The following is an 18,381-nucleotide window of genomic DNA, read 5'->3' on the forward strand; positions in this document are numbered from 1 at the left end:
TTCAGGAGTTTTCATGGAATCGCATTTCGGCATTGCCAACGTTTGGATCCAGGGTGACTTTGTCACCCGCGCTGTTGCCGTGCTGCTGCTCGGCATGTCTCTGGCCTCCTGGATCGTCATCCTGATCAAGGCAATGGACATCTTCCGCTTCAAGAAACATGCGCGTGGCGCACGTGATTTCTGGCACAGCGAAGACTTCGCCGCCGGCCTGAGCAAGCTCGGCGACGACCCTGCCAACCCCTTCCGCCATCTGGCCCTGGAAGGGCGCGAAGCCACCGCGCACCACCGCAATACCAAGGCGCATCTGCATGACAGCCTGGATGTGAGCGACTGGGTTACGCGCAGCCTTCGCAACTGCATCGACGAGTTCACGGCCCGCGTGCAATCGGGCCTGGCCGTGCTGGCCTCGGTCGGCTCGACCGCCCCGTTCATCGGCCTGTTCGGCACCGTCTGGGGCATCTACCACGCGCTGGTGGCGATCGGCACTTCGGGCCAATCGACCATCGACAAGGTGGCCGGCCCGATCGGCGAGGCACTGATCATGACGGCCCTCGGACTGGTCGTGGCGATTCCTGCCGTGCTGGGCTACAACGCGCTGGTGCGGGGAAACAAGTCCATCCTGAACAACCTGAACAGCTTCGCGCATGACCTGCACGCCTACTTCGTGACGGGCGCACGCGTCAGCGCCCCTGGCGAGCAAGCCAAGGTGCTGCCGATCAAGAAGGGCTGAAAACCATGTCTTTCGGAACCCAGGACGACTCCGACGAGGTGATGAACGAAATCAACATGACGCCGCTGGTGGACGTCATGCTGGTGCTGCTCATCATCTTCATCATCACGGTGCCGGTGATGAAGCATGCCGTGCCAGTGGATCTGCCACGCGCTTCCAATCAGCGCGAAGACGTCAAGCCCGAGACCATTCGTCTCAGTGTCACCGCCGATGGCAAATACCACTGGAATGAACTGACGATTGGCGACGACGAACTCGAACCCCGCCTGAAAGCCGAAGCGGTGAAGGATCCGCAACCCGATCTGCACATCCGTGGCGATAAGGAAGTCCGCTATGAGCGCGTGGCCCAGGCCATGTCTGCCGCCCAACGGGCCGGTGTACGCAAGATCGGGTTCGTGACCGAGCCTCAGTGATAAATATTTACAAGATAGGCAGGCGCTTCACTTGACGAACAATTGAGAATGGTTATCATTAACTCAATCGCAAAGCACAGAGGATTTCTCATGCACGCCAGTCTCAACGCCCTGCCTTCTTCGTCTTTTTTTGGCTCCGCCGTTTTTCAGGAGCGCGAGCCGTCCGGCGCCGCGCACCTGGCAAGCTCCGCACCGGCTGTCGATAGCCGGGAGTTGCTCAAAGGCCAGAAGACCGTGGCCATCTGCCACAACGGTTCGGTCTACCGCCTGCAGGCCACCAAACTGGGCAAACTGATTCTGACCAAATAGGTTTCATCGTGGGGCGACTCCAGGGCACCTCAGTGCCTGAAGGGTCGTATTTGCCAGCCAACGGGTTGCCCGCGTAGCCAGGCTTTTTTTCTCACCCCACCCAAAACAAAACCGGCCCTATAGGCCGGTTTTTTCATGTGCCATGCGGATCCGGCGTCTGCCGCGCGTAATGCCCGACACGGCATTAGCTCGGTATCCCGACCACCGTCGATTCAAAGGCCCAATGCGGCGATGCCCGCCTTGGCGATCTGCGCGTCTTCCGTCGATTTCACGCCGCTCACCCCCACTGCGCCCAGGCACTGACCGTCCTTCATGATCGGCACGCCGCCTTCCAGCAGGCCGTCGATGAATGGGGCGCTCAGGAAGGCCGTGCGGCCCCCGTTGACGATGTCTTCGTAGACCTTGCTTTCACGGCGCCCCAGTGCGGCCGTGCGGGCCTTCCCGGGAGCGATGTGGGACGACACCGGAGCGGCCCCATCCAGGCGCTGAAGGGACAGCAGATGCCCACCATCGTCCACGATGGCAATCGTGACCGCCCATTGGTTCTTGAGGGCTTCGGCCTCGGCCGCCGCAGCGATCTTCTTGACGTCGGCGGCTTCGAGTTCGGGTTTGGTTTTCATGGCGGTAGCAGTCCAGTCCAGTTCAAATCATGGAAGGCAGGGCCGATGGCCCAACGAAGTCCACGAGCATACCGGCTCCCCATGGCGGCGCTCTGCGGGCCCAAGGCAAAAGACTGCATCCTTAAAGTACGGGATCGAGAGAGGGTATTTGAAAGCGCCGGGATCGGCACCACCTAGAATTTGTACGTCTGCGCTGTGCAGGCCTCAAAGGAGAGATAGAAGATGAACGACCAAGTCACCACCCTGGGCTCAGCGGGATATGGGGTCTCGCAGGAGCAGCGGCAGAAAGTGCTTCGCAATACCTATTGGCTGCTTGCGCTGAGCATGCTGCCGACGGTGCTGGGCGCGTGGGTCGGCGTCGCAACCGGCATCACCCAGTCGCTGCGTGGCGGCGTCGGGCTGATCGTGTTCCTGGGCGGCGCTTTCGCCTTCATGTATGCGATCGAGAAGACCAAGCACTCTGCTGCGGGCGTTCCCGTGCTGCTGGCCTTCACGTTCTTCATGGGTCTGATGCTGTCTCGCCTGATCGGCATGGTGCTGGGCTTCAAAAACGGTACCGATCTGATCATGACCGCTTTTGCCGGCACGGCAGGCGTGTTCTTCGTGATGGCCACCCTGGCCAGCGTGATCAAGCGCGATCTGTCGGGCATGGGCAAATGGCTGTTCGTGGGTGCGATGGTGCTCATGGTCGGCGCCATCATTAATGTGTTCGTCGGCTCTTCGGCCGGCATGATGGCGATCTCGGTCGCCGCCATCGGCATCTTCAGCGCCTACATGCTGTATGACCTCAAGCAGATCCTGGATGGCGGCGAGACCAACTACATCAGTGCCACGCTGGCCCTGTACCTGGACATCTTCAACGTGTTCCAAAGCCTGCTGGCCCTGCTGGGCATCGCGGGTGGCGAGCGCGATTGATGCGCTGCTCTGATTGAACGTTCACGCAAAAAAGGCCTCGCAAGAGGCCTTTTTCCATGGTGCAGGGGGGGGGGTGCATCAATGCGTTCGGGAATATTCCACGGAAAAGCAGGGCCTCGCCCTCAATCCTCCAGGCGCCGTGCCGATAATCAAGCCACATGGCTCATCTTCCAGCCCCCCTCCTCCGTCCGCGCTACGCCGCTGCATCCCTGGCATTGGTGCTTTTGTCCGGCTGCGAGATCCCGGGCCTGGGGCCCGACCCCCGATTGGTTCAGAAGGAGGCCGAAGCCAAGGCGATCGGCGGCGCCTGCCGGCATGCGCTGCGCGGCCTGGAGGATTGCTTCACGCTGAACCCCAAGGCCGCCAAGGCCTCGGTCTTTGCCGGCTGGAAAGACATGGATCAGTACATGCGTGACAACAAGCTCGAGGGCTCGCCCTCGGTGCTGGGCAAGCTGGAGGCCAAGCCCGATCGCGCCAGCCGCGGCGGTGAGGCCGGGGAGTCTGGCGAGTCCGGCGTCGCCTCCCGCAACCGCAGCTGACCGCCACACTGGTCAGCCAGCGTCGACGGCGCCGTCAGGCACGCTCGAACACTGCCATGCTTTCCACGTGCGCCGTGTGGGGAAACATGTTGACCACGCCCGCGGCCACGCACCGATAACCCGCCTGGTGCACCAGCAGCCCCGCATCGCGTGCCAGCGTGGCCGGATTGCAGCTCACGTACACGATGCGCTGGGGCGGCACCCACCCTTCGGCCCCTGCCGGCAGCGCAGGCGCCTCTTCGGCACCCAGGCGTGCCTGGTGGATGTCCGCCAGGGCTTTGGCGAGGGCAAAGGCCCCTTCGCGGGGTGGATCGACCAGCCACTTGTCCGCCACGCCATCGGCCACCAGCATCTCCGGGGTCATTTCGAACAGATTCCGCGCGACGAAGTCCGTCGGGGCCAGGGGCTGCCCTTCGGCGGCCAAGGCCTGGTTGTACCGGTAGTTCTCGCGCGAACGGGCCACGAGGGCCTCACTGCCTTCGATGCCCAGCACTTCGCGCGCCTGGGTGGCGATGGGCAGCGTGAAGTTGCCCAGGCCGCAGAACCAGTCGATCACCCGCTCCTGCCTGCGCGCGTCCAGCAGGCGCAAGGCACGCGACACCAAGACGCGGTTGATGTGCGGATTCACCTGGGTGAAATCCGTGGGCTTGAACGGCATGGTGATGCCGAAGTCAGGCAGTGCATAGGACAGCTGCTCGCCCTCGGCATCCAGCAGCTTCACGGTATCGGGCCCCTTGGGCTGCAGCCACCACTGCACGCCCTGCTCGGCCGCAAAGGCACGCAGCTTGGCCAGGTCGTCCTCGCTCAGGGGTTCCAGGTGCCGCAGGACGAGGGCGGTGACGTGGTCGCCGCAGGCCAGCTCGATCTGGGGGCAGGTGTCGCGGGCCTCCATGGAGGCGATCAGGGCGCGCAACGGCACCAGCATGGCGCTCACATGGGGCGGCAGCACGGGGCAGACCTCCATGTCGGCGACGTAGCGGCTCTTGCGCTCGTGGAAGCCGACGAGCACCTGGCCTTTCTTGATCACGTAGCGGACCGAAAGGCGCGCACGGTAGCGGTATCCCCAGGCCGGGCCTTCGATGGGCCGCATGATGGTCTCGGCCTTGACCTTGCCCAGGTGCCAGAGGTTGTCCTCCAGCACCCGCTGCTTCACGGCCACCTGGGCGGCCACGTGCAGGTGCTGCATCTTGCAGCCGCCGCAGGCCCCGGCATGCAGGCCGAAATGCGGGCAGCCCGGGCGCACGCGTTGCGACGATTCGCGGTGGATTGCCGTGAGGCTGGCCTGCTCCCAGTTGTTCTTCTTGCGGTGGGTATTGGCCGTGACGAGTTCCAGGGGCAAGGCGCCGTCGATGAAGACGACCTTGCCGTCGGGCTTGCGGGCCACGCCCTGGGCGTCCATGTCCATGGACGTGACTTCCAGCCAGCCTTGCGGCCATTCGTTCGTGGGGATCGGTGTTTCTGTGGGGTCGCTCATCCCCCGATTGTCTCAGGCCGGGCCGCCCTTACCGGCGCGAGGCGTCAGCTGCGGTCGGCGCGTGCGCGGCGCGGGGTGGTAGGCAACGCTTGCACCGAAGCGCCGCCCATGGATGCAGACACGGGAAGCCGGTTGATCTCCAATTCGCAGCCGTAGTTGTCCAGCGTGAACACCAGCGTGCCTCCGGGAACCACGCGGGGAAGCGTTTCGTGCACCTGGCGGACCAGGTCCACTGGAGGCCGTTGCGAGCGGTAGAGCACCTGCTGGTCGGCGCCATAGACGAGGTAGCAGGCGGCAGACGCGCCCTGGGAGAAAAAGCCGGCCAGAAGCGCGGCGGCGGCATAGCGGATGGCTGGCATGGTGGGATCCCTTCCTCGGTGCGTTATCACAGGTGAATGGCGCCGATTATTGCGGACTTCATGCGACGGCGGATCAGCGATGGGAGCCCCGGTGGGACAGACGGCGCCCCGTTCAGCCCAGATTCAGATGGGTGGAGTGCTTGACCTCCTCCATGACGGCGTAGGTTCGCGTCTCGCGCACGCCGGGCAGTTGCCAGAGCACATGGCCGGCAAATTCGCGGTAGGCCGTCATGTCGGCCGAGCGGGTTTTGAGCAGGTAGTCGAACCCGCCCGCCACCATGTGGCACTCAAGGATCTCGGGGTGCACCTGCACCGCCGCCTTGAATTGGTCGAACACATTGGGGGTCGTGCGGTCCAGCAGCACCTCCACGAACACCAGCAGCCCGGCCCCGAGCTTGAGCGGATTGAGCCGCGCCTCGTAACCCAAGATGTATCCGTCGCGGGTGAGGCGCTGCACCCTGGACAGCACGGCCGTGGGCGACAGCGCTACGCGTTCCGCCAGTTTGAGGTTCGCGATGCGTCCGTCTTCCTGCAGCGTTTTGAGGATGCGGCGATCGATGCGATCCAGGGAGGGTTCGGCGTCTTGCATCTTTGGATTTTTATTCTGTTCTATCGGGTTTTTTTGGAAAGTAATTCAAATTAATCGCTTGCATGATGCACAGACCTCCAGCTCACTGGTCTTCCTACGCCGCCATGTCCCTCTCCGCCGACTCTGCCGCACCCGCAACCGACGATTTCGCCTTCGCGCCCCGCCCCGTGGACAGCCATCCGTTGCGCCACGCCATCACCGCCGCCTACCGGCGGCCCGAGCCGCAGGCGATGGCCCCCTTGCTGGATCTGGCGCGCCTGCCGGCCAGTGTCTCCGGAGACATCCAGAAGCTGGCCCTGCGTCTGGCCGATACCTTGCGTCACCGCAAGAGCGCTGGCGGACGGGCGGGCATCGTGCAGGGCTTGCTGCAGGAGTTCGCCCTGTCGTCCCAGGAAGGGGTTGCGCTCATGTGCCTGGCCGAGGCCTTGCTGCGCATTCCCGACAGTGCGACGCGCGACGCGTTGATCCGCGACAAGATCCGCTCGGGCGAATGGGAGCCCCATCTGGGCAAGAGCCCCTCGCTGTTCGTGAACGCCGCCACCTGGGGGTTGCTGCTCACCGGCAAGCTGGTGGCCACGCACAGCGAGCGCGGCCTGACCTCCGCGCTGCGGCGCCTGACCGCCAAGGGCGGCGAGCCCCTCATCCGCAAGGGCGTGGACATGGCGATGCGCATGATGGGCGAGCAGTTCGTCACCGGTGAAACGATCGAACAGGCGCTGTCCAACGCCCGCGCGATGGAAGCACAGGGCTTTCGCTACTCCTATGACATGCTGGGCGAAGCCGCGCTGACCGCCGACGATGCGGCGCGATATCTGCGTTCCTATGTGGAGGCGATCCATGCCATCGGCAAGGCATCCGCCGGCCGCGGCGTGTACGAGGGGCCCGGCATCTCGATCAAGCTGTCGGCGCTGCATCCGCGCTACAGCCGGGCGCAATATGCCCGCGTGATGGACGAGCTGTACCCCAAGGTGCTGCAACTGGTCGAGCTGGCCCGCCAGTACGACATCGGACTGAACATCGACGCCGAAGAGGCCGACCGGCTGGAGCTGTCGCTCGACCTGCTGGAGCGGCTGTGCCGCGCCCCGTCGCTGGCGGGCTGGAACGGCATCGGCTTCGTCATCCAGGCCTACCAGAAGCGCTGTCCGCACGTGATCGACTGGGTGATCGACCTCGCGCGCAACACCGGGCACCGACTGATGATCCGCCTGGTCAAGGGCGCCTACTGGGACAGCGAGATCAAGCGCGCTCAGCTGGACGGCCTGTCCGACTACCCGGTGTACACCCGCAAGGCGCACACCGACGTCTCCTACATCGCCTGCGCACGCAAGCTGCTCGCCGCCACCGACGTGGTGTACCCCCAGTTCGCCACGCACAACGCGCAGACGCTGGCCACCATTTACCAACTCGCAGGCTCCGGGTACCAGCCCGGCCAGTACGAGTTCCAGTGCCTGCACGGCATGGGCGAGCCGCTGTACGAGCAGGTGGTGGGCGCACCCTCGGACGGCAAGCTGGGCCGCCCCTGCCGCATCTATGCACCGGTGGGCACGCACGAAACCTTGCTCGCCTACCTGGTGCGCCGGTTGCTGGAAAACGGTGCCAACACCTCGTTCGTGAACCGCGTGGCCGACACCACGCTGGCGCTGGAATCGCTCGTGAGCGACCCCGTCGCCACGGTGGATGCCGCCGCCGCGGCGGAAGGCACCACGGCCCTGCCCCATCCCCGCATTCCGCTGCCCAAGGACCTGTACGGGACCCGCCGCGCCAATTCGGCGGGAGTCGACCTGTCCAACGAATCCGTGCTGGCCCGGCTGTCGAATGCACTGGCCGCTGAAAGGCAACAGTTCTGGCAGGCCGAACCCCTCATCGACGGGCCGGTGGCCGATGCAGGCACGACGCTGGCCGTGCGCAACCCCGCGGACCCCACCGATGTCGTGGGCCATGTGCAGGAGGCGACCGAGGCCGACGTGGACTGCGCGCTGCAGGCCGCCTGCGGTGCCGGCCCCGGCTGGGCCGCCACGGCGCCCGGCGCACGGGCTGCTGCGCTGCAGCGCACCGCCAGCCTGCTGGAGGCGGGCCTGCCCCAGCTGATGAGCCTGCTGATGCGCGAGGCCGGCAAGACCTGCGCCAACGCGGTGGCCGAAGTGCGCGAGGCGGTGGACTTCCTGCGCTACTACGCCGTGCAGACCGAGGGCTATTTCGACAACGAAACACACCGCCCGCTCGGCCCGGTGGTCTGCATCAGCCCGTGGAATTTTCCGCTCGCCATCTTCATGGGACAGGTGGCCGCCGCCCTGGCCGCCGGCAACACCGTGCTGGCCAAGCCGGCCGAGCAAACCCCGCTGATCGCGGCCGAAGCCGTGCGCCTGCTGCATGAAGCGGGCGTGCCGCACGGTGCGGTGCAACTGCTGCCGGGGCATGGGGAGACGGTCGGCGCCCACCTGGTGGGCGACGCCCGCGTGATGGGCGTGATGTTCACCGGCTCCACCGAAGTCGCGCGCATCCTGCAGCGTAGTGTGGCCGGACGGCTCGACGCGCAGGGCCGCCCGATTCCGCTGATTGCCGAAACCGGCGGGCAGAACGCGATGATCGTGGACTCCTCCGCGCTGGTGGAGCAGGTGGTGGGCGATGTGGTGGCCTCGGCCTTCGACAGCGCCGGCCAGCGCTGCTCCGCCCTGCGCGTGCTGTGCGTGCAGGCCGATGCGGCCGACCGCGTGATCACCATGCTCAAGGGCGCCATGGCCGAGCTGACCGTGGGCGACCCCGGCCTGCTGGCAGTGGACGTAGGCCCGGTGATCGACGAAGAGGCCCGCGCCGGCATCGAAGAGCACGTGGTCACGCTGCGCGCCCAAGGCCGCGCCGTGTTCCGCCCAACGGTGGATGCCGAAGTGCTGGCGCGCGGCACCTTCGTCGCCCCCACGCTGATCGAGCTGTCCAGCATCGGCGAGCTCAAGCGCGAAGTGTTCGGCCCCGTGCTGCACGTGGTGCGCTACGCCAGCGATGGGCTGGACACCCTGATCGACCAGATCAACGCGACGGGCTACGGCCTCACGCAGGGACTGCACACGCGCATCGACGAGACGGTGGAGCGCGTGGTGCGCCGCGCGCACGCGGGCAATGTCTATGTGAACCGCAACATGGTGGGCGCCGTCGTGGGCGTGCAGCCTTTCGGTGGCGAGGGCCTGTCGGGCACGGGCCCCAAGGCCGGCGGGCCGCTGTACCTGCTGCGCCTGCTCTCCCGGCATCCGGCCGACGCCGCGCGTGCCGCGATCGACAGCACGGCCGCTGCCCCACCGGACGCCGCTGCGCGCGCCGTGCTGCAGGCCCCGCTGCAGGCCCTGGCCGACTGGGCACCGGGCGCAGGCCATGGCACGCTCGCAGCCACCTGCAAGGCCTTGGCCGATGCCGCGGTGGCCGGCCTGGCCTGCACCCTGCAGGGCCCCACGGGCGAGCGCAACCAGTACACGCTGGCGCCCCGCGCCCGCACGCTCTGCCTGGCCGACAACGACAGCGATCGCCTGACCCAGTTGGCGGCGGTGCTGGCCGTCGGGGGCAGCGCGGTGTGGCCGGTGGCCGAAGCCAGCGCCCTGCATGCCCGGCTGCCCGCCAGCGTGCAGGCACGCGTGGCCTTGGCGAACGACTGGCGCAGCCCCGCCATGGCGCTGGACGCCGTGCTGCACCAGGGGAGCGCCGAGGCACTGGCGGTGCTGTGCCATCAGATGGCGCAGCGGCCGGGTCCCATCGTGGGCATCACCACGTTGGCGGCGGGGGGAACCGTGGTGCCGCTGGAGCGGCTGGTGATCGAACGCGCCCTGAGCGTGAACACCGCAGCGGCCGGCGGCAACGCCAGCCTGATGACCATGGCCTGATGACTGATGCGTGACAAGAGGCTGATAGTCAAAATGGCCTCCAGCACATGATCGACTAGGGCATATAGCTATAAATTTCATAGCAACCGATCATCAGCCGCTACCGGTCGCGCCCGTCCGAAGCCCGCGCGTGGGCTACTGGCCTACCGCTGCAGCACGGGCTCGTCCCGGGGATGCGCCAGCCCGCGCATGATCTGAACGACCTGGGGCTGATCCACCAGCACGCACGGTTTGCCCGTGCGCTTGCAGTGGTCCTGCACCCGCCAGTAGTCGTCATGGCCGACGCAGCCGGTCTGGCAGATGACGAAGTCGGCGGCGATCAGGCTGGCTTCCAGCGCCGCATTTCCGCCGGGCAATGCGGCGGCGATTTCTTCCACCGCCGCTTCCGGCTTGCGGCCCACCGGCTGCGCGATCAGGCTGCCCGCGGCATCCTGCGCAATGCAAACCACGGAACGCATGCGTCCTGGCCGGGCCGACAGGCCCTCGGTCGCCACCGCCCGCAACGCCATGGCAGGCAATGGCATGGTGTGATGGGAACGCGCGGCCCGCCACTGCCAGTGGAGCACCTCGCGCATCAGCTCATGAATGCGCTGCCCCAGGGCTTCGATCTGCCGGCCCATGGCACGCCGCCGCGCCGGGCCCTGGAGCGCAGCGGCATTCCCTTCGGCGGCTTCCTCCCGGGCGAATGCCAGCGCCGTCTCGGCCACGATGGCCCGTGCCCGCAGGCGGATGGACTGGGCCTGCAGGCGCTCGATCTCTGCAGCCTGCATGGCCAGTAAACGGCTGCAGCGAATCTGCGCCCGCCCATACCCGTCCAGAAGGACCCGGTGTTCCTCGATGAGATCTTCCAACGGCGTGTCGGTCATCTGCGCTCCCTTTTTCAAAAACCGATGCGGGACGAGCCCGATGTCCAGCGCGGCGCATCGGGCTGCGCCCCTGCTCGACCCGCAGTGAACTGCTGAGGTGCCGCTGCGATCGCGGCATATTTGATTGATAACCATTCTCATTTAATGATACACTGGTCAATCGTTGACCAGGGCCTTCGGTGACTTCTTCTCAGAATCCACCGCCAAGCCCGGTAAGCCCCCAACCGGTTTCATCGTGGGGCGACTCCCGGACTCTCCGTCCGACGGGTCGTTTTTTGCCAGCCAACGGGCGTGCTCGCGTAGCCAGGCTTTTTTTTGCGATGAATGCATCCGTTCGAACGAATGAACGGCGTCCTTTCCAGACTGCAAATGCCGCGCGGCCTTCACCGGCGTGCGAGCGCCTGCCGCCAGCACCATTCCCTCTTCCTTGCTGGTCGTCCTGGGGCTGGCGCCAGCCTCCATGGCCCCTGCGCCGGGGGCCATGGAGCATCGGCATCAACCGAACACGATCTCGAAATCGCTGTCCGATGCGCTGAGCTGGATCTGGCGGATCACGTGCGCGTCCACGGACGATTGCAGGAACTGCATGGCCAGGCGCGGCAGCAGGTTCTGCGTGATGATGCCGTCCACCATGCGCGCGCCGGATTCGACCTCGCTGCAGCGCTGGCGGATCAGCTGCACCGCGGCCTCGTCGAACGTGAACTGCGCGTTGTGCCGCTCCAGGATGCGGGTCTGGATGCGCTGCAACTGCAGGCGGATGATCTGGTCCAGCATCGCGTCGGAGATGGGGAAATACGGCACCACCACCAGCCGGCCCAGCAACGCAGCCGGAAACTTTTCGAGCAACGGCTGGCGCACGGCCTTGGCCAGGGCCTCGGGCGGCGGCACCAGATCGGGGTCGCGGCACATGCCGGCGATCAGCTCCGAACCCACGTTGGAGGTCAGGATGATCACCGTGTTCTTGAAATCGATGTAACGCCCTTCCCCGTCTTCCATCCAACCCTTGTCGAAAACCTGGAAGAACAGCTCGTGCACGTCGGGGTGGGCCTTCTCGATCTCATCGAGCAGCACCACGCTGTAGGGCCGACGGCGCACGGCTTCGGTCAGCACACCGCCTTCGCCGTAGCCCACGTAGCCGGGCGGCGCGCCCTTCAGGGTCGAGACCGTGTGCGCTTCCTGGAACTCGCTCATGTTGATGGTGATGAGGTTCTGTTCGCCACCGTACAGCGCCTCGGCGAGCGACAGCGCGGTCTCGGTCTTGCCTACGCCCGACGGGCCCGCCAGCAGGAACACGCCGATGGGCTTGCCCGGGTTGTCCAGTTGCGCGCGGGCGGTCTGGATGCGCCGCGTGATGGCCTCCAGGCCGTGCCGCTGACCGATCACCCGCTTTTCCAGCGTGTCCGCCAGCGTGAGCACCGATTTGACTTCGTCGCGCACCATGCGGCCCACCGGAATGCCGGTCCACTCCGCCACCACGGCGGCCACCACGCTGGCATCGACCACGGGCTGCAGCAACGGGTCCTCGCCCTGCATGCGCAGCAGTTCACCGCGCAGGCCGCTCAACTGGTGGACGGCCGCGGGGTCCGCACCATCGCCCTGCGCTGGCGCAGGTGCCGAGTCGGCCGGGCCCTGCGCATCGGCGGGTGCCACGGTGCCGCCCTGCGCGGCGCTTTCGGCGGGCGGCGCAGCTTGGGCCGCGGCTTCCTTGGCCACGCGGCGGGACAGCACGGCTGCCTCCGCGTCAACGATCTGCTGCACCATGGCCTTTTCGCTTTCGAAGCGGGCCTTGAGCACCTCATGCTCCGCCTCCAGCCGCGCCAGCGACGCATTGATTTCGTCGAAGCGCTCGGTCTCCCCCACGCCCAGGTCCAGTTCGCGCTGCACGATGTCCTTTTCGACCGCCAGCGACTCCAGTTGCCGGATCACGGCCTCCAGGCGCGCCGGAGTGGCATGCAGGCCCATCGCCACGCGCGAGCAGGCGGTGTCCAGCAGGCTCACCGCCTTGTCGGGCAGTTGCCGCGAGGGGATGTAGCGGTGCGACAGACTGACGGCAGCAGCCACCGCATCGTCACCGATGCGCACGCGGTGGTGGCCTTCCAGCTTGGCGGCCACGCCACGCAGCATGAGCACGGCCTTGGCTTCGTCCGGCTCGTGGATCTGCACGAGCTGGAAGCGCCGGGTGAGCGCCGGGTCTTTCTCGATGTACTTCTTGTACTCGGCCCAGGTGGTGGCGCCGATGGTGCGCAGTACGCCGCGCGCGAGCGCGGGCTTGAGCAGGTTGGCCGCATCGCCCGTGCCGGCCTGCCCGCCCGCGCCGATCAGCGTATGGACCTCGTCGATGAAGAGCACGATGGGCGCCGTGCTGGCCTGCACCTCGTCCAGCAGGGCCCGCAGGCGGTTCTCGAACTCGCCCTTCATGCTGGCGCCGGCCTGCAGCAGGCCGATGTCCACGACGCGCAGCTGCACGTCCTTGAGTGGCGGCGGCACGTCGCCCGCCGCGATGCGCAGCGCCAGGCCTTCGACCACGGCCGTCTTGCCCACGCCAGCCTCGCCGACGAGGATGGGGTTGTTCTGGCGGCGGCGCATCAGGATGTCGACCATCTGGCGGACTTCCTCGTCGCGCCCGGTGACGGGGTCCAGCTCTTGCTGGCGCGCGCGCTCGGTCAGATCGACCGTGTATTTCTGCAGCGCCTCGCCACGCCCCGTGCCGGCCGGGCCTGTGGCACCACTGGCCTCGCCGGGCACGCCCGAGAGGCCGGAACCGTCTGCCGCGCCCAGGCGCGATTCCGGCGAATCGGGCAGCAGCCGCGCGAACGCGTCGCTCAAGGCCGGCTCCGTCAAGCGGCCCAGTTCGCTGGAGATGGCCCGCAATTCATTGGCCAGCGCACGCGTGCGCACCATGCCGGAGAGCCAGTAGGCACTGCGGATCTGGGACTCGCCGAACATCAGTGTGGCATAGACCCAGCCGCGCTCGATGGCGGTCTCGATCTGCGCCGAGAAATCGCTGATCGAAGTGGCCCCGCGCGGAAGGCGGTCCAGGCTCTGCAGCACGTCGGCCGCGAGCTTTTCGACATCGATCTCGAAGTGCCGGAACACGCGCACCAGATCGGAATCGGTTTCCTGCAGCAACTGGTGCAGCCAGTGCACCAGCTCCACATAAGGATTGCCACGCAGCTTGCAGAACACCGTAGCGCTTTCCAGCGACTTGAACAGCAGGGGATTCAATTTTCCGAAAAGGGCTTGCCGGCTAATTTCAGACATGGGACCTCGGTGAGTCAGTTTTTAAAAAGGGAGCGCATCAGGCGTGCGCGGATGTGGGTGGCGAGGTGGCGCGGCGGGCAGCGCCCTTGCGCAGGGTCAGCCAGTGCTCGGGGTCCAGGCGGAAGTCGTCCGGATCGCGGGTGGCGGGCGCCGACAGGGACCAGGTCGTCCAACCCAGCCTCGTGGCGCCGCCGAGCTGGCAGGGGGGCACGTCTTCGCGGCGCAGCACCAGTTCGAAGTCCCACGCGAACTCGATGCCCAGATAGTTGCGCACCCAGTCCACCAGCGCCTGGAAGTCTTCGCCCGAAGGCAGGAAACGTTCGTACTGCGCCAGCGTGAGCGGCCCGATCCGCAGCCGGAACTTGCTCTGTGCATCGGGCACCCGGCTTCCGACCACGGTATCCACGCCCAACTGTGAATTGCAGGCATTGCGCGACAGCCGCGTCTGCTGGCGGGGTTCGAGTTCCAGGTAGTGCAGTGCGTATTCGATCAACTCCACCGGCACGCCGAAATACAGGCGAATGGCCGCCGTCAGGCCTTCCGGGTTGCGCGTCCAGCGGGTGAGGTGGCCCGCCATGTACTGCTTGGCGTGGTCCGGCACCGCGTCGCGGGATCGCTGTGTGGGCTCGCCCAGCCCCACCAGGCTGCGCACGTGCCGGCCGAAGGAATCGTCGCCCGCCCGGTCCAGCGAGGTGGTCGGCTGCGGGTCCGACCAGGCCCGAAAGAACAGCAGCAAGAGCCGGTGGTGGAAGATGTCCGAAAAGCGCGCCAGCGTCGGGTCGTCGTACTGCCGCAGGCGCTCGCGCACGTACTCCGTGAGGTGCGTGGGCATCGGCCCGTTGGGCCCGTAGAGCCCGAAATTCCACACCATCAGCCGCTCTGGCTGGCCCGCCACAGCGGGCAGGACCTCCGCGAGGGTCGCAGGGGCAAAGGCCAGCGACGGGTCCTGGCCCAGGCGAAGGGACTCGCCCTGGGGCCGCAGGGCCCGGCCGAACCGGGGAAACTCAGGCTGGCGGGCCTGCAGCAGCCGCAGCGTGAAGAACAGATCGAATTCGTGCGGGTTGTCCTTCAGCTTTTGCCAAAAGAGCGCCACCCCGGCATCACTCGGTGGCCGTGCAATCCGCGCCTGCCGGGCGTCGCCCGCGTCGAGCGTGGGCAAACGGCTCATGTGCAGGGCCTCTGGCCGGGCCGCACCCGCCACTGCGCGATGCGGCCGCGCTGGCGCGAATCGAGGGCCAGTTCGGTGTAGCTGTTCATCCCCACGTGCCGCGCGAAGAAGCGCTCCAGCACGGCCATCAGCGGCCAGGGGCTGACACCGGCCAGGGAGCTTTCGTCCACACCGACCGAGACCCCCACGCCGCGGCCATAGACCAGTTGCCCATGCTGCGGCAGGCGGCGGGTGATGGCGGAAATGCCCACGCCCTTGATGCTGGAGACCTGGCCGGACAGGTCCTTGTCGCCCAGGTCGAGGTACAGCCGCAGCAGATCGCGCAGCGTGGCCGCGCCCTCTTCTTCCGACAGGTCCGTCATCGCCAGGTAGTTCAAGGACAGGTGCGAGATGAGGCGCCAAGTGATCTCGTTCTCAGCCACGCTGGACGTGGGGCGCGTGGGGCCCGCCACGGTGCGAACGCGGTCCACCGGCACGGATTCCACCGTGGTGAAGTCGCCCTCGCTGCTGCGCCCGCCCATCAGCAACGGCAGGTCGCGGTTGGTGCACAGGGTGCGCACGCTCAGCTGTTTGAGATCGTCCGAGAACGGGGCTTCCCGCTGATCCACGAGGGAGATGAACACCTCGCTGCCCAGGTACTGCGTGCGGGGGCCGAAACGCGCCGCATGCTCCGAAAACAGGCGAGGCTCTCTGCGCGCAGCAAAGTAGGCCTGGTCGCTGGACCGGATGCCATGGATGGAAGAAAACAGCGGCACGAACTCGCGGTCGTTGAGCTGCCCCTCGCGATGGCCCGTCACGCCCAGAACGCTGTAGACCTCGAAATCCCGAGGGCGGGTGCGGTCGGGCACCACGTGGTATTCGTTGACGTTCAGCGCCACATGGATGCGGTCGGCCGGGCGTTCGAACAGGTTGATCGCGGGCACGCAGTGCAGCAGGAACTTGTGCCGATCCACCTGGGCTTCCAGCGCAGGCTGGGCACGGCGCAGCAGCAAGGTGATCGCAACGGCCTTGGTCTCGGCCTTGGCCAGAGCGGTCTGCAGCCCGCGAATCGAGAAGAACCGGAAGCGCGCCGGGAACGCGAAATACTCATGGAGCAGCCGGTGCCCCTGGAAGCTGCGGTGCGAGTACGGCAGCAGGGCCTGTGACTGCTCGTAGCCTTCCGCCTGCAAGGCATCGGCCGGCAGGTGGGCCCAGACCCGCGAGGGGTCCTGCGCATCGTGCACCACGATGCCGATCAGCGACTCGTGGATCAGCTCCTGCAGGTGCGATGCCACCGCATCGCCTGCCGAGATGTGCACCTCCAGCCGGTCCATGCGCAGGTCGCAAAACCGCAGCGCTCCACGGGTGGACAGGTCGATGCGCAGGTGTGCCGCCGGCTCTTCGGGCAGGCGCAGCCGCGACAGCGGCAGGTCCAGCGGCGGGCCGCCAAGACGGGCCTGCGTGAGATCGATCGGCCACAACGTGAGCTCGTGCCCGGTGCGGAAATCGCACGGCGTCTGCTCCTCCGCCGTCTTGCGCGCCCTCAGCACGCTGCCCACCGGCAGCGTGTAGCCATCGGCCAGGCTGCCTTCGCTAGCGCTGGGGTCCATCTGCACCACCACCATCGACGGCGTGGGGGCCAGATAGTGCGGACAGACCATTTCCAGAATGCGCTGGGAGAGCCGCGGAAACTCCGCGTCCATCTTCATCTGGATGCGGGCGGTCAGGAAGCTGAACCCTTCCAGCAGGCGCTCTACGTAGGGGTCGGCCACCTCCAGCTCGCGCAGCGACAGGCGGCCGGCCACCTTGGGAAAGGCGGCCGCGAATTCGGCGCCCAGCTCCCGCAGATAGCTGAGCTCCCGGTTGTAGTACTCGACCAGGCGAGGATTCATCGGGACATGCCCTCCGGCACATCGAGGACCGGTCGGATGGCGCAAATATGCATGGCCTGGATCACTTCACCGTAAATCAGAGACGACCACCTGCCCGGTTTCCAGGTCCAGGCTGGTCTTGAGCAGCAATTCCATCGGATAAGGCGCGGACCAGAACTGGCAACGGATTTCGAACTGCAGCGTGTTGTGGTGGCTGAACAGTTTGCTGGAGGGGGCCAGGGCCACCGTCAGCGTGTCGCGAAGGATGCGGGGCTCGTGGGCCAGGATGGACTTGCGGATGGCTTTCTCGATGTCCTTCCAGTCCAGCTCGGACAGCAACTGGCCTGCCAGTGGCGTCATGCCGAAGTTGATCACCGACCGTTCGGCTTCGGGAAGGCCTTCGAAATCGATGTGCGAGGTCGCATCCGAGGCGTTGAGCAACCAGTTCAGATCCCGCAACAGGGCCTGGCGCAGGCGGGCCTCGGTGACATAGACGGCATCGGCACGCTCGGTGCGTTTGCTGGGCTCGTGGTCCGTCAGGCGGTCCAGCAGGGCCGGCTGCAGGCGGTCCTTTCCGTTGCCGAAGTTGTCATTGGGGCGCGTGGTCGCCATGGATCGGGTCAGCCCTGGGTCGATTCGGCCGAGAACTTGATGCGGCGCACGTCGAGCAGTGCATGGTCTGCCCGCTCGGAAATCCACACGCGCTGACCGAGGCCAGCCACCTGCTCCTGCCCCAGATCGCTCCACTCGGTGGTGCGCGACAGGCGCACGCCATCGGATGCCACGCTTTCCGAGCCCGGGTACCGGGTGGGAATGAATCCGAGCATCTGCCCGCCGTTGACCAGCGTCACCTCGCAGGCCGACCAGACCAGATCGCGCAAGTCCTGCGGTTTTTCGAAGTTGATCTGCTGGATCGCGGTGAAAGGAACCCAGTAGTACCCGCCGTTGGCATACAACTCGCAGACCGGGCCCAGCCGTGCATCGGAATCCGCCAGCCACTCGAACGGGCTGCCGTCCAGTTCACCCGGCGAAGCGGGTGCCTCATCGAAGGCACTGCTGCGCAGTTCGGCGGCTTTTTCGGCCTGGCCGTCCGCCGCGCACTGGAGCGCCTCGACCATCCAGCCCAGCCAGGCCGGTGGGTCCCCGAGAATCTGCGGCGTGCGCCGGCCAGCGAACACGTCCCGCCGAGCCACTTCGCAAAGAATCACCTCGCGGTAGGCCTTGGCCATCGGCGCCGTCTTGCTGTCCAGTTGCGCGCAGATCTGCAACTGGTCGAGCGCCTTCTGCCACTCGCCGAACAGCACCAGCATCTGAAAGTAGTAAACGCGCAGAGACGCATCCGCCGGATCCTTGCGAATGGCCTCCTTCAACGAAGTCAGCTGCGTATCCAACGGAAGCTTGGAATCAAAGATCATGGGACGG

At 66.4% G+C, this 18,381-nt stretch carries 17 protein-coding genes; 6 read left to right on the forward strand and 11 right to left on the reverse strand.

Translation table 11 applies throughout. The features are described from left to right. The first annotated feature begins 13 nt into the window (after window positions 1-13). From AVMA1855_RS09380 to hemP, 3 genes are all read left to right on the forward strand, one after another. Window positions 14-730: a MotA/TolQ/ExbB proton channel family protein gene (locus AVMA1855_RS09380; RefSeq protein ID WP_284425494.1), complete on the forward strand. Its 717-nt coding sequence runs from the start codon at window positions 14-16 to the stop codon at window positions 728-730. Window positions 731-735: 5 nt separating this feature from the next. Continuing rightward, complete coding sequence (locus tag AVMA1855_RS09385) at window positions 736-1,143, forward strand: ExbD/TolR family protein (RefSeq protein ID WP_272563844.1); 408 nt, start codon at window positions 736-738, stop codon at window positions 1,141-1,143. A gap of 90 nt (window positions 1,144-1,233) precedes the next feature. After that, window positions 1,234-1,452 carry a hemin uptake protein HemP gene (gene hemP / locus AVMA1855_RS09390; RefSeq protein WP_092745014.1) on the forward strand — a complete coding sequence of 73 codons (219 nt, stop codon included), beginning with the start codon at window positions 1,234-1,236 and terminating at the stop codon, window positions 1,450-1,452. Window positions 1,453-1,664: 212 nt separating this feature from the next. On the opposite strand, the gene AVMA1855_RS09395 is transcribed toward hemP, so the two are convergent. Further along, window positions 1,665-2,072: a GlcG/HbpS family heme-binding protein gene (locus AVMA1855_RS09395; RefSeq protein WP_272552295.1), complete on the reverse strand. Its 408-nt coding sequence runs from the start codon at window positions 2,070-2,072 to the stop codon at window positions 1,665-1,667. 222 nt (window positions 2,073-2,294) lie between these two features. Between AVMA1855_RS09395 and AVMA1855_RS09400 the strand changes: the two genes are divergently transcribed. Both AVMA1855_RS09400 and AVMA1855_RS09405 read left to right on the forward strand, forming a co-directional pair. Continuing rightward, entirely contained in the window at window positions 2,295-2,987 is a 693-nt protein-coding gene (locus tag AVMA1855_RS09400) for a Bax inhibitor-1/YccA family protein (RefSeq protein WP_272563846.1), read from the forward strand. Window positions 2,988-3,145: 158 nt separating this feature from the next. Beyond that, a complete protein-coding gene (locus AVMA1855_RS09405; RefSeq protein WP_284425495.1) occupies window positions 3,146-3,526 on the forward strand; it encodes a hypothetical protein in 381 nt (126 codons plus the stop codon). A 34-nt stretch (window positions 3,527-3,560) separates the two neighbouring features. Here the strand turns inward: AVMA1855_RS09405 and rlmD are convergent, their stop codons facing one another. From rlmD to AVMA1855_RS09420, 3 genes are all read right to left on the reverse strand, one after another. Next, window positions 3,561-5,000, reverse strand: coding sequence for a 23S rRNA (uracil(1939)-C(5))-methyltransferase RlmD (gene rlmD, locus AVMA1855_RS09410; protein WP_284425496.1), 1,440 nt, complete (start codon window positions 4,998-5,000; stop codon window positions 3,561-3,563). A 44-nt stretch (window positions 5,001-5,044) separates the two neighbouring features. Next, complete coding sequence (locus AVMA1855_RS09415; RefSeq protein ID WP_284425497.1) at window positions 5,045-5,359, reverse strand: hypothetical protein; 315 nt, start codon at window positions 5,357-5,359, stop codon at window positions 5,045-5,047. Between the two features lie 112 nt (window positions 5,360-5,471). Continuing rightward, window positions 5,472-5,948: an Lrp/AsnC ligand binding domain-containing protein gene (locus AVMA1855_RS09420; protein WP_272563850.1), complete on the reverse strand. Its 477-nt coding sequence runs from the start codon at window positions 5,946-5,948 to the stop codon at window positions 5,472-5,474. A gap of 65 nt (window positions 5,949-6,013) precedes the next feature. Between AVMA1855_RS09420 and putA the strand changes: the two genes are divergently transcribed. Further along, entirely contained in the window at window positions 6,014-9,814 is a 3,801-nt protein-coding gene (putA, locus tag AVMA1855_RS09425) for a trifunctional transcriptional regulator/proline dehydrogenase/L-glutamate gamma-semialdehyde dehydrogenase (protein WP_502870304.1), read from the forward strand. A 143-nt stretch (window positions 9,815-9,957) separates the two neighbouring features. On the opposite strand, the gene AVMA1855_RS09430 is transcribed toward putA, so the two are convergent. The 7 genes from AVMA1855_RS09430 to AVMA1855_RS09460 all read right to left on the reverse strand — a co-directional run bounded on the left by AVMA1855_RS09430 (window position 9,958) and on the right by AVMA1855_RS09460 (window position 18,374). Further along, the gene (locus tag AVMA1855_RS09430) at window positions 9,958-10,680 is read right to left on the reverse strand and encodes a DUF2325 domain-containing protein (protein WP_284425499.1); all 723 of its coding nucleotides are present in this window, start codon (window positions 10,678-10,680) and stop codon (window positions 9,958-9,960) included. A 156-nt stretch (window positions 10,681-10,836) separates the two neighbouring features. Continuing rightward, window positions 10,837-11,097 (reverse strand): hypothetical protein, encoded by a 261-nt coding sequence (locus tag AVMA1855_RS09435; protein WP_284425500.1) that lies wholly within the window; start codon window positions 11,095-11,097, stop codon window positions 10,837-10,839. A 78-nt stretch (window positions 11,098-11,175) separates the two neighbouring features. Beyond that, the gene (gene tssH, locus AVMA1855_RS09440) at window positions 11,176-13,941 is read right to left on the reverse strand and encodes a type VI secretion system ATPase TssH (protein ID WP_284425501.1); all 2,766 of its coding nucleotides are present in this window, start codon (window positions 13,939-13,941) and stop codon (window positions 11,176-11,178) included. Window positions 13,942-13,978: 37 nt separating this feature from the next. Continuing rightward, a complete protein-coding gene (gene tssG, locus AVMA1855_RS09445; protein ID WP_284425502.1) occupies window positions 13,979-15,109 on the reverse strand; it encodes a type VI secretion system baseplate subunit TssG in 1,131 nt (376 codons plus the stop codon). Continuing rightward, window positions 15,106-16,980, reverse strand: coding sequence for a type VI secretion system baseplate subunit TssF (gene tssF / locus AVMA1855_RS09450; protein WP_284425503.1), 1,875 nt, complete (start codon window positions 16,978-16,980; stop codon window positions 15,106-15,108). Before tssF ends, tssG begins: the two co-directional genes overlap by 4 nt. Before the next feature lie 66 nt (window positions 16,981-17,046). Beyond that, entirely contained in the window at window positions 17,047-17,571 is a 525-nt protein-coding gene (gene tssE / locus AVMA1855_RS09455; protein WP_272552281.1) for a type VI secretion system baseplate subunit TssE, read from the reverse strand. Window positions 17,572-17,579: 8 nt separating this feature from the next. Then, window positions 17,580-18,374, reverse strand: a complete 795-nt coding sequence (locus tag AVMA1855_RS09460; protein ID WP_284425504.1) for a type VI secretion system accessory protein TagJ — start codon at window positions 18,372-18,374, stop codon at window positions 17,580-17,582. Between the last annotated feature and the right edge of the window lie 7 nt (window positions 18,375-18,381).

This window comes from Acidovorax sp. SUPP1855, assembly GCF_030158955.1.
In the GTDB taxonomy this organism is placed as follows: Bacteria; Pseudomonadota; Gammaproteobacteria; order Burkholderiales; family Burkholderiaceae_C; genus Paracidovorax.

Excerpts from the sequence above, each read along its gene's own strand:
- AVMA1855_RS09380 (WP_284425494.1), top strand. The coding sequence starts at position 14 with ATGGAATCGCATTTCGGCATTGCCAACGTTTGGATCCAGGGTGACTTT.
- AVMA1855_RS09385 (WP_272563844.1), top strand. The coding sequence starts at position 736 with ATGTCTTTCGGAACCCAGGACGACTCCGACGAGGTGATGAACGAAATC.
- hemP (WP_092745014.1), top strand. The coding sequence starts at position 1,234 with ATGCACGCCAGTCTCAACGCCCTGCCTTCTTCGTCTTTTTTTGGCTCC.
- AVMA1855_RS09395 (WP_272552295.1), bottom strand. The coding sequence starts at position 2,072 with ATGAAAACCAAACCCGAACTCGAAGCCGCCGACGTCAAGAAGATCGCT.
- AVMA1855_RS09400 (WP_272563846.1), top strand. The coding sequence starts at position 2,295 with ATGAACGACCAAGTCACCACCCTGGGCTCAGCGGGATATGGGGTCTCG.
- AVMA1855_RS09405 (WP_284425495.1), top strand. The coding sequence starts at position 3,146 with ATGGCTCATCTTCCAGCCCCCCTCCTCCGTCCGCGCTACGCCGCTGCA.
- rlmD (WP_284425496.1), bottom strand. The coding sequence starts at position 5,000 with ATGAGCGACCCCACAGAAACACCGATCCCCACGAACGAATGGCCGCAA.
- AVMA1855_RS09415 (WP_284425497.1), bottom strand. The coding sequence starts at position 5,359 with ATGCCAGCCATCCGCTATGCCGCCGCCGCGCTTCTGGCCGGCTTTTTC.
- AVMA1855_RS09420 (WP_272563850.1), bottom strand. The coding sequence starts at position 5,948 with ATGCAAGACGCCGAACCCTCCCTGGATCGCATCGATCGCCGCATCCTC.
- putA (WP_502870304.1), top strand. The coding sequence starts at position 6,014 with ATGCACAGACCTCCAGCTCACTGGTCTTCCTACGCCGCCATGTCCCTC.
- AVMA1855_RS09430 (WP_284425499.1), bottom strand. The coding sequence starts at position 10,680 with ATGACCGACACGCCGTTGGAAGATCTCATCGAGGAACACCGGGTCCTT.
- AVMA1855_RS09435 (WP_284425500.1), bottom strand. The coding sequence starts at position 11,097 with ATGGTGCTGGCGGCAGGCGCTCGCACGCCGGTGAAGGCCGCGCGGCAT.
- tssH (WP_284425501.1), bottom strand. The coding sequence starts at position 13,941 with ATGTCTGAAATTAGCCGGCAAGCCCTTTTCGGAAAATTGAATCCCCTG.
- tssG (WP_284425502.1), bottom strand. The coding sequence starts at position 15,109 with ATGAGCCGTTTGCCCACGCTCGACGCGGGCGACGCCCGGCAGGCGCGG.
- tssF (WP_284425503.1), bottom strand. The coding sequence starts at position 16,980 with ATGAATCCTCGCCTGGTCGAGTACTACAACCGGGAGCTCAGCTATCTG.
- tssE (WP_272552281.1), bottom strand. The coding sequence starts at position 17,571 with ATGGCGACCACGCGCCCCAATGACAACTTCGGCAACGGAAAGGACCGC.
- AVMA1855_RS09460 (WP_284425504.1), bottom strand. The coding sequence starts at position 18,374 with ATGATCTTTGATTCCAAGCTTCCGTTGGATACGCAGCTGACTTCGTTG.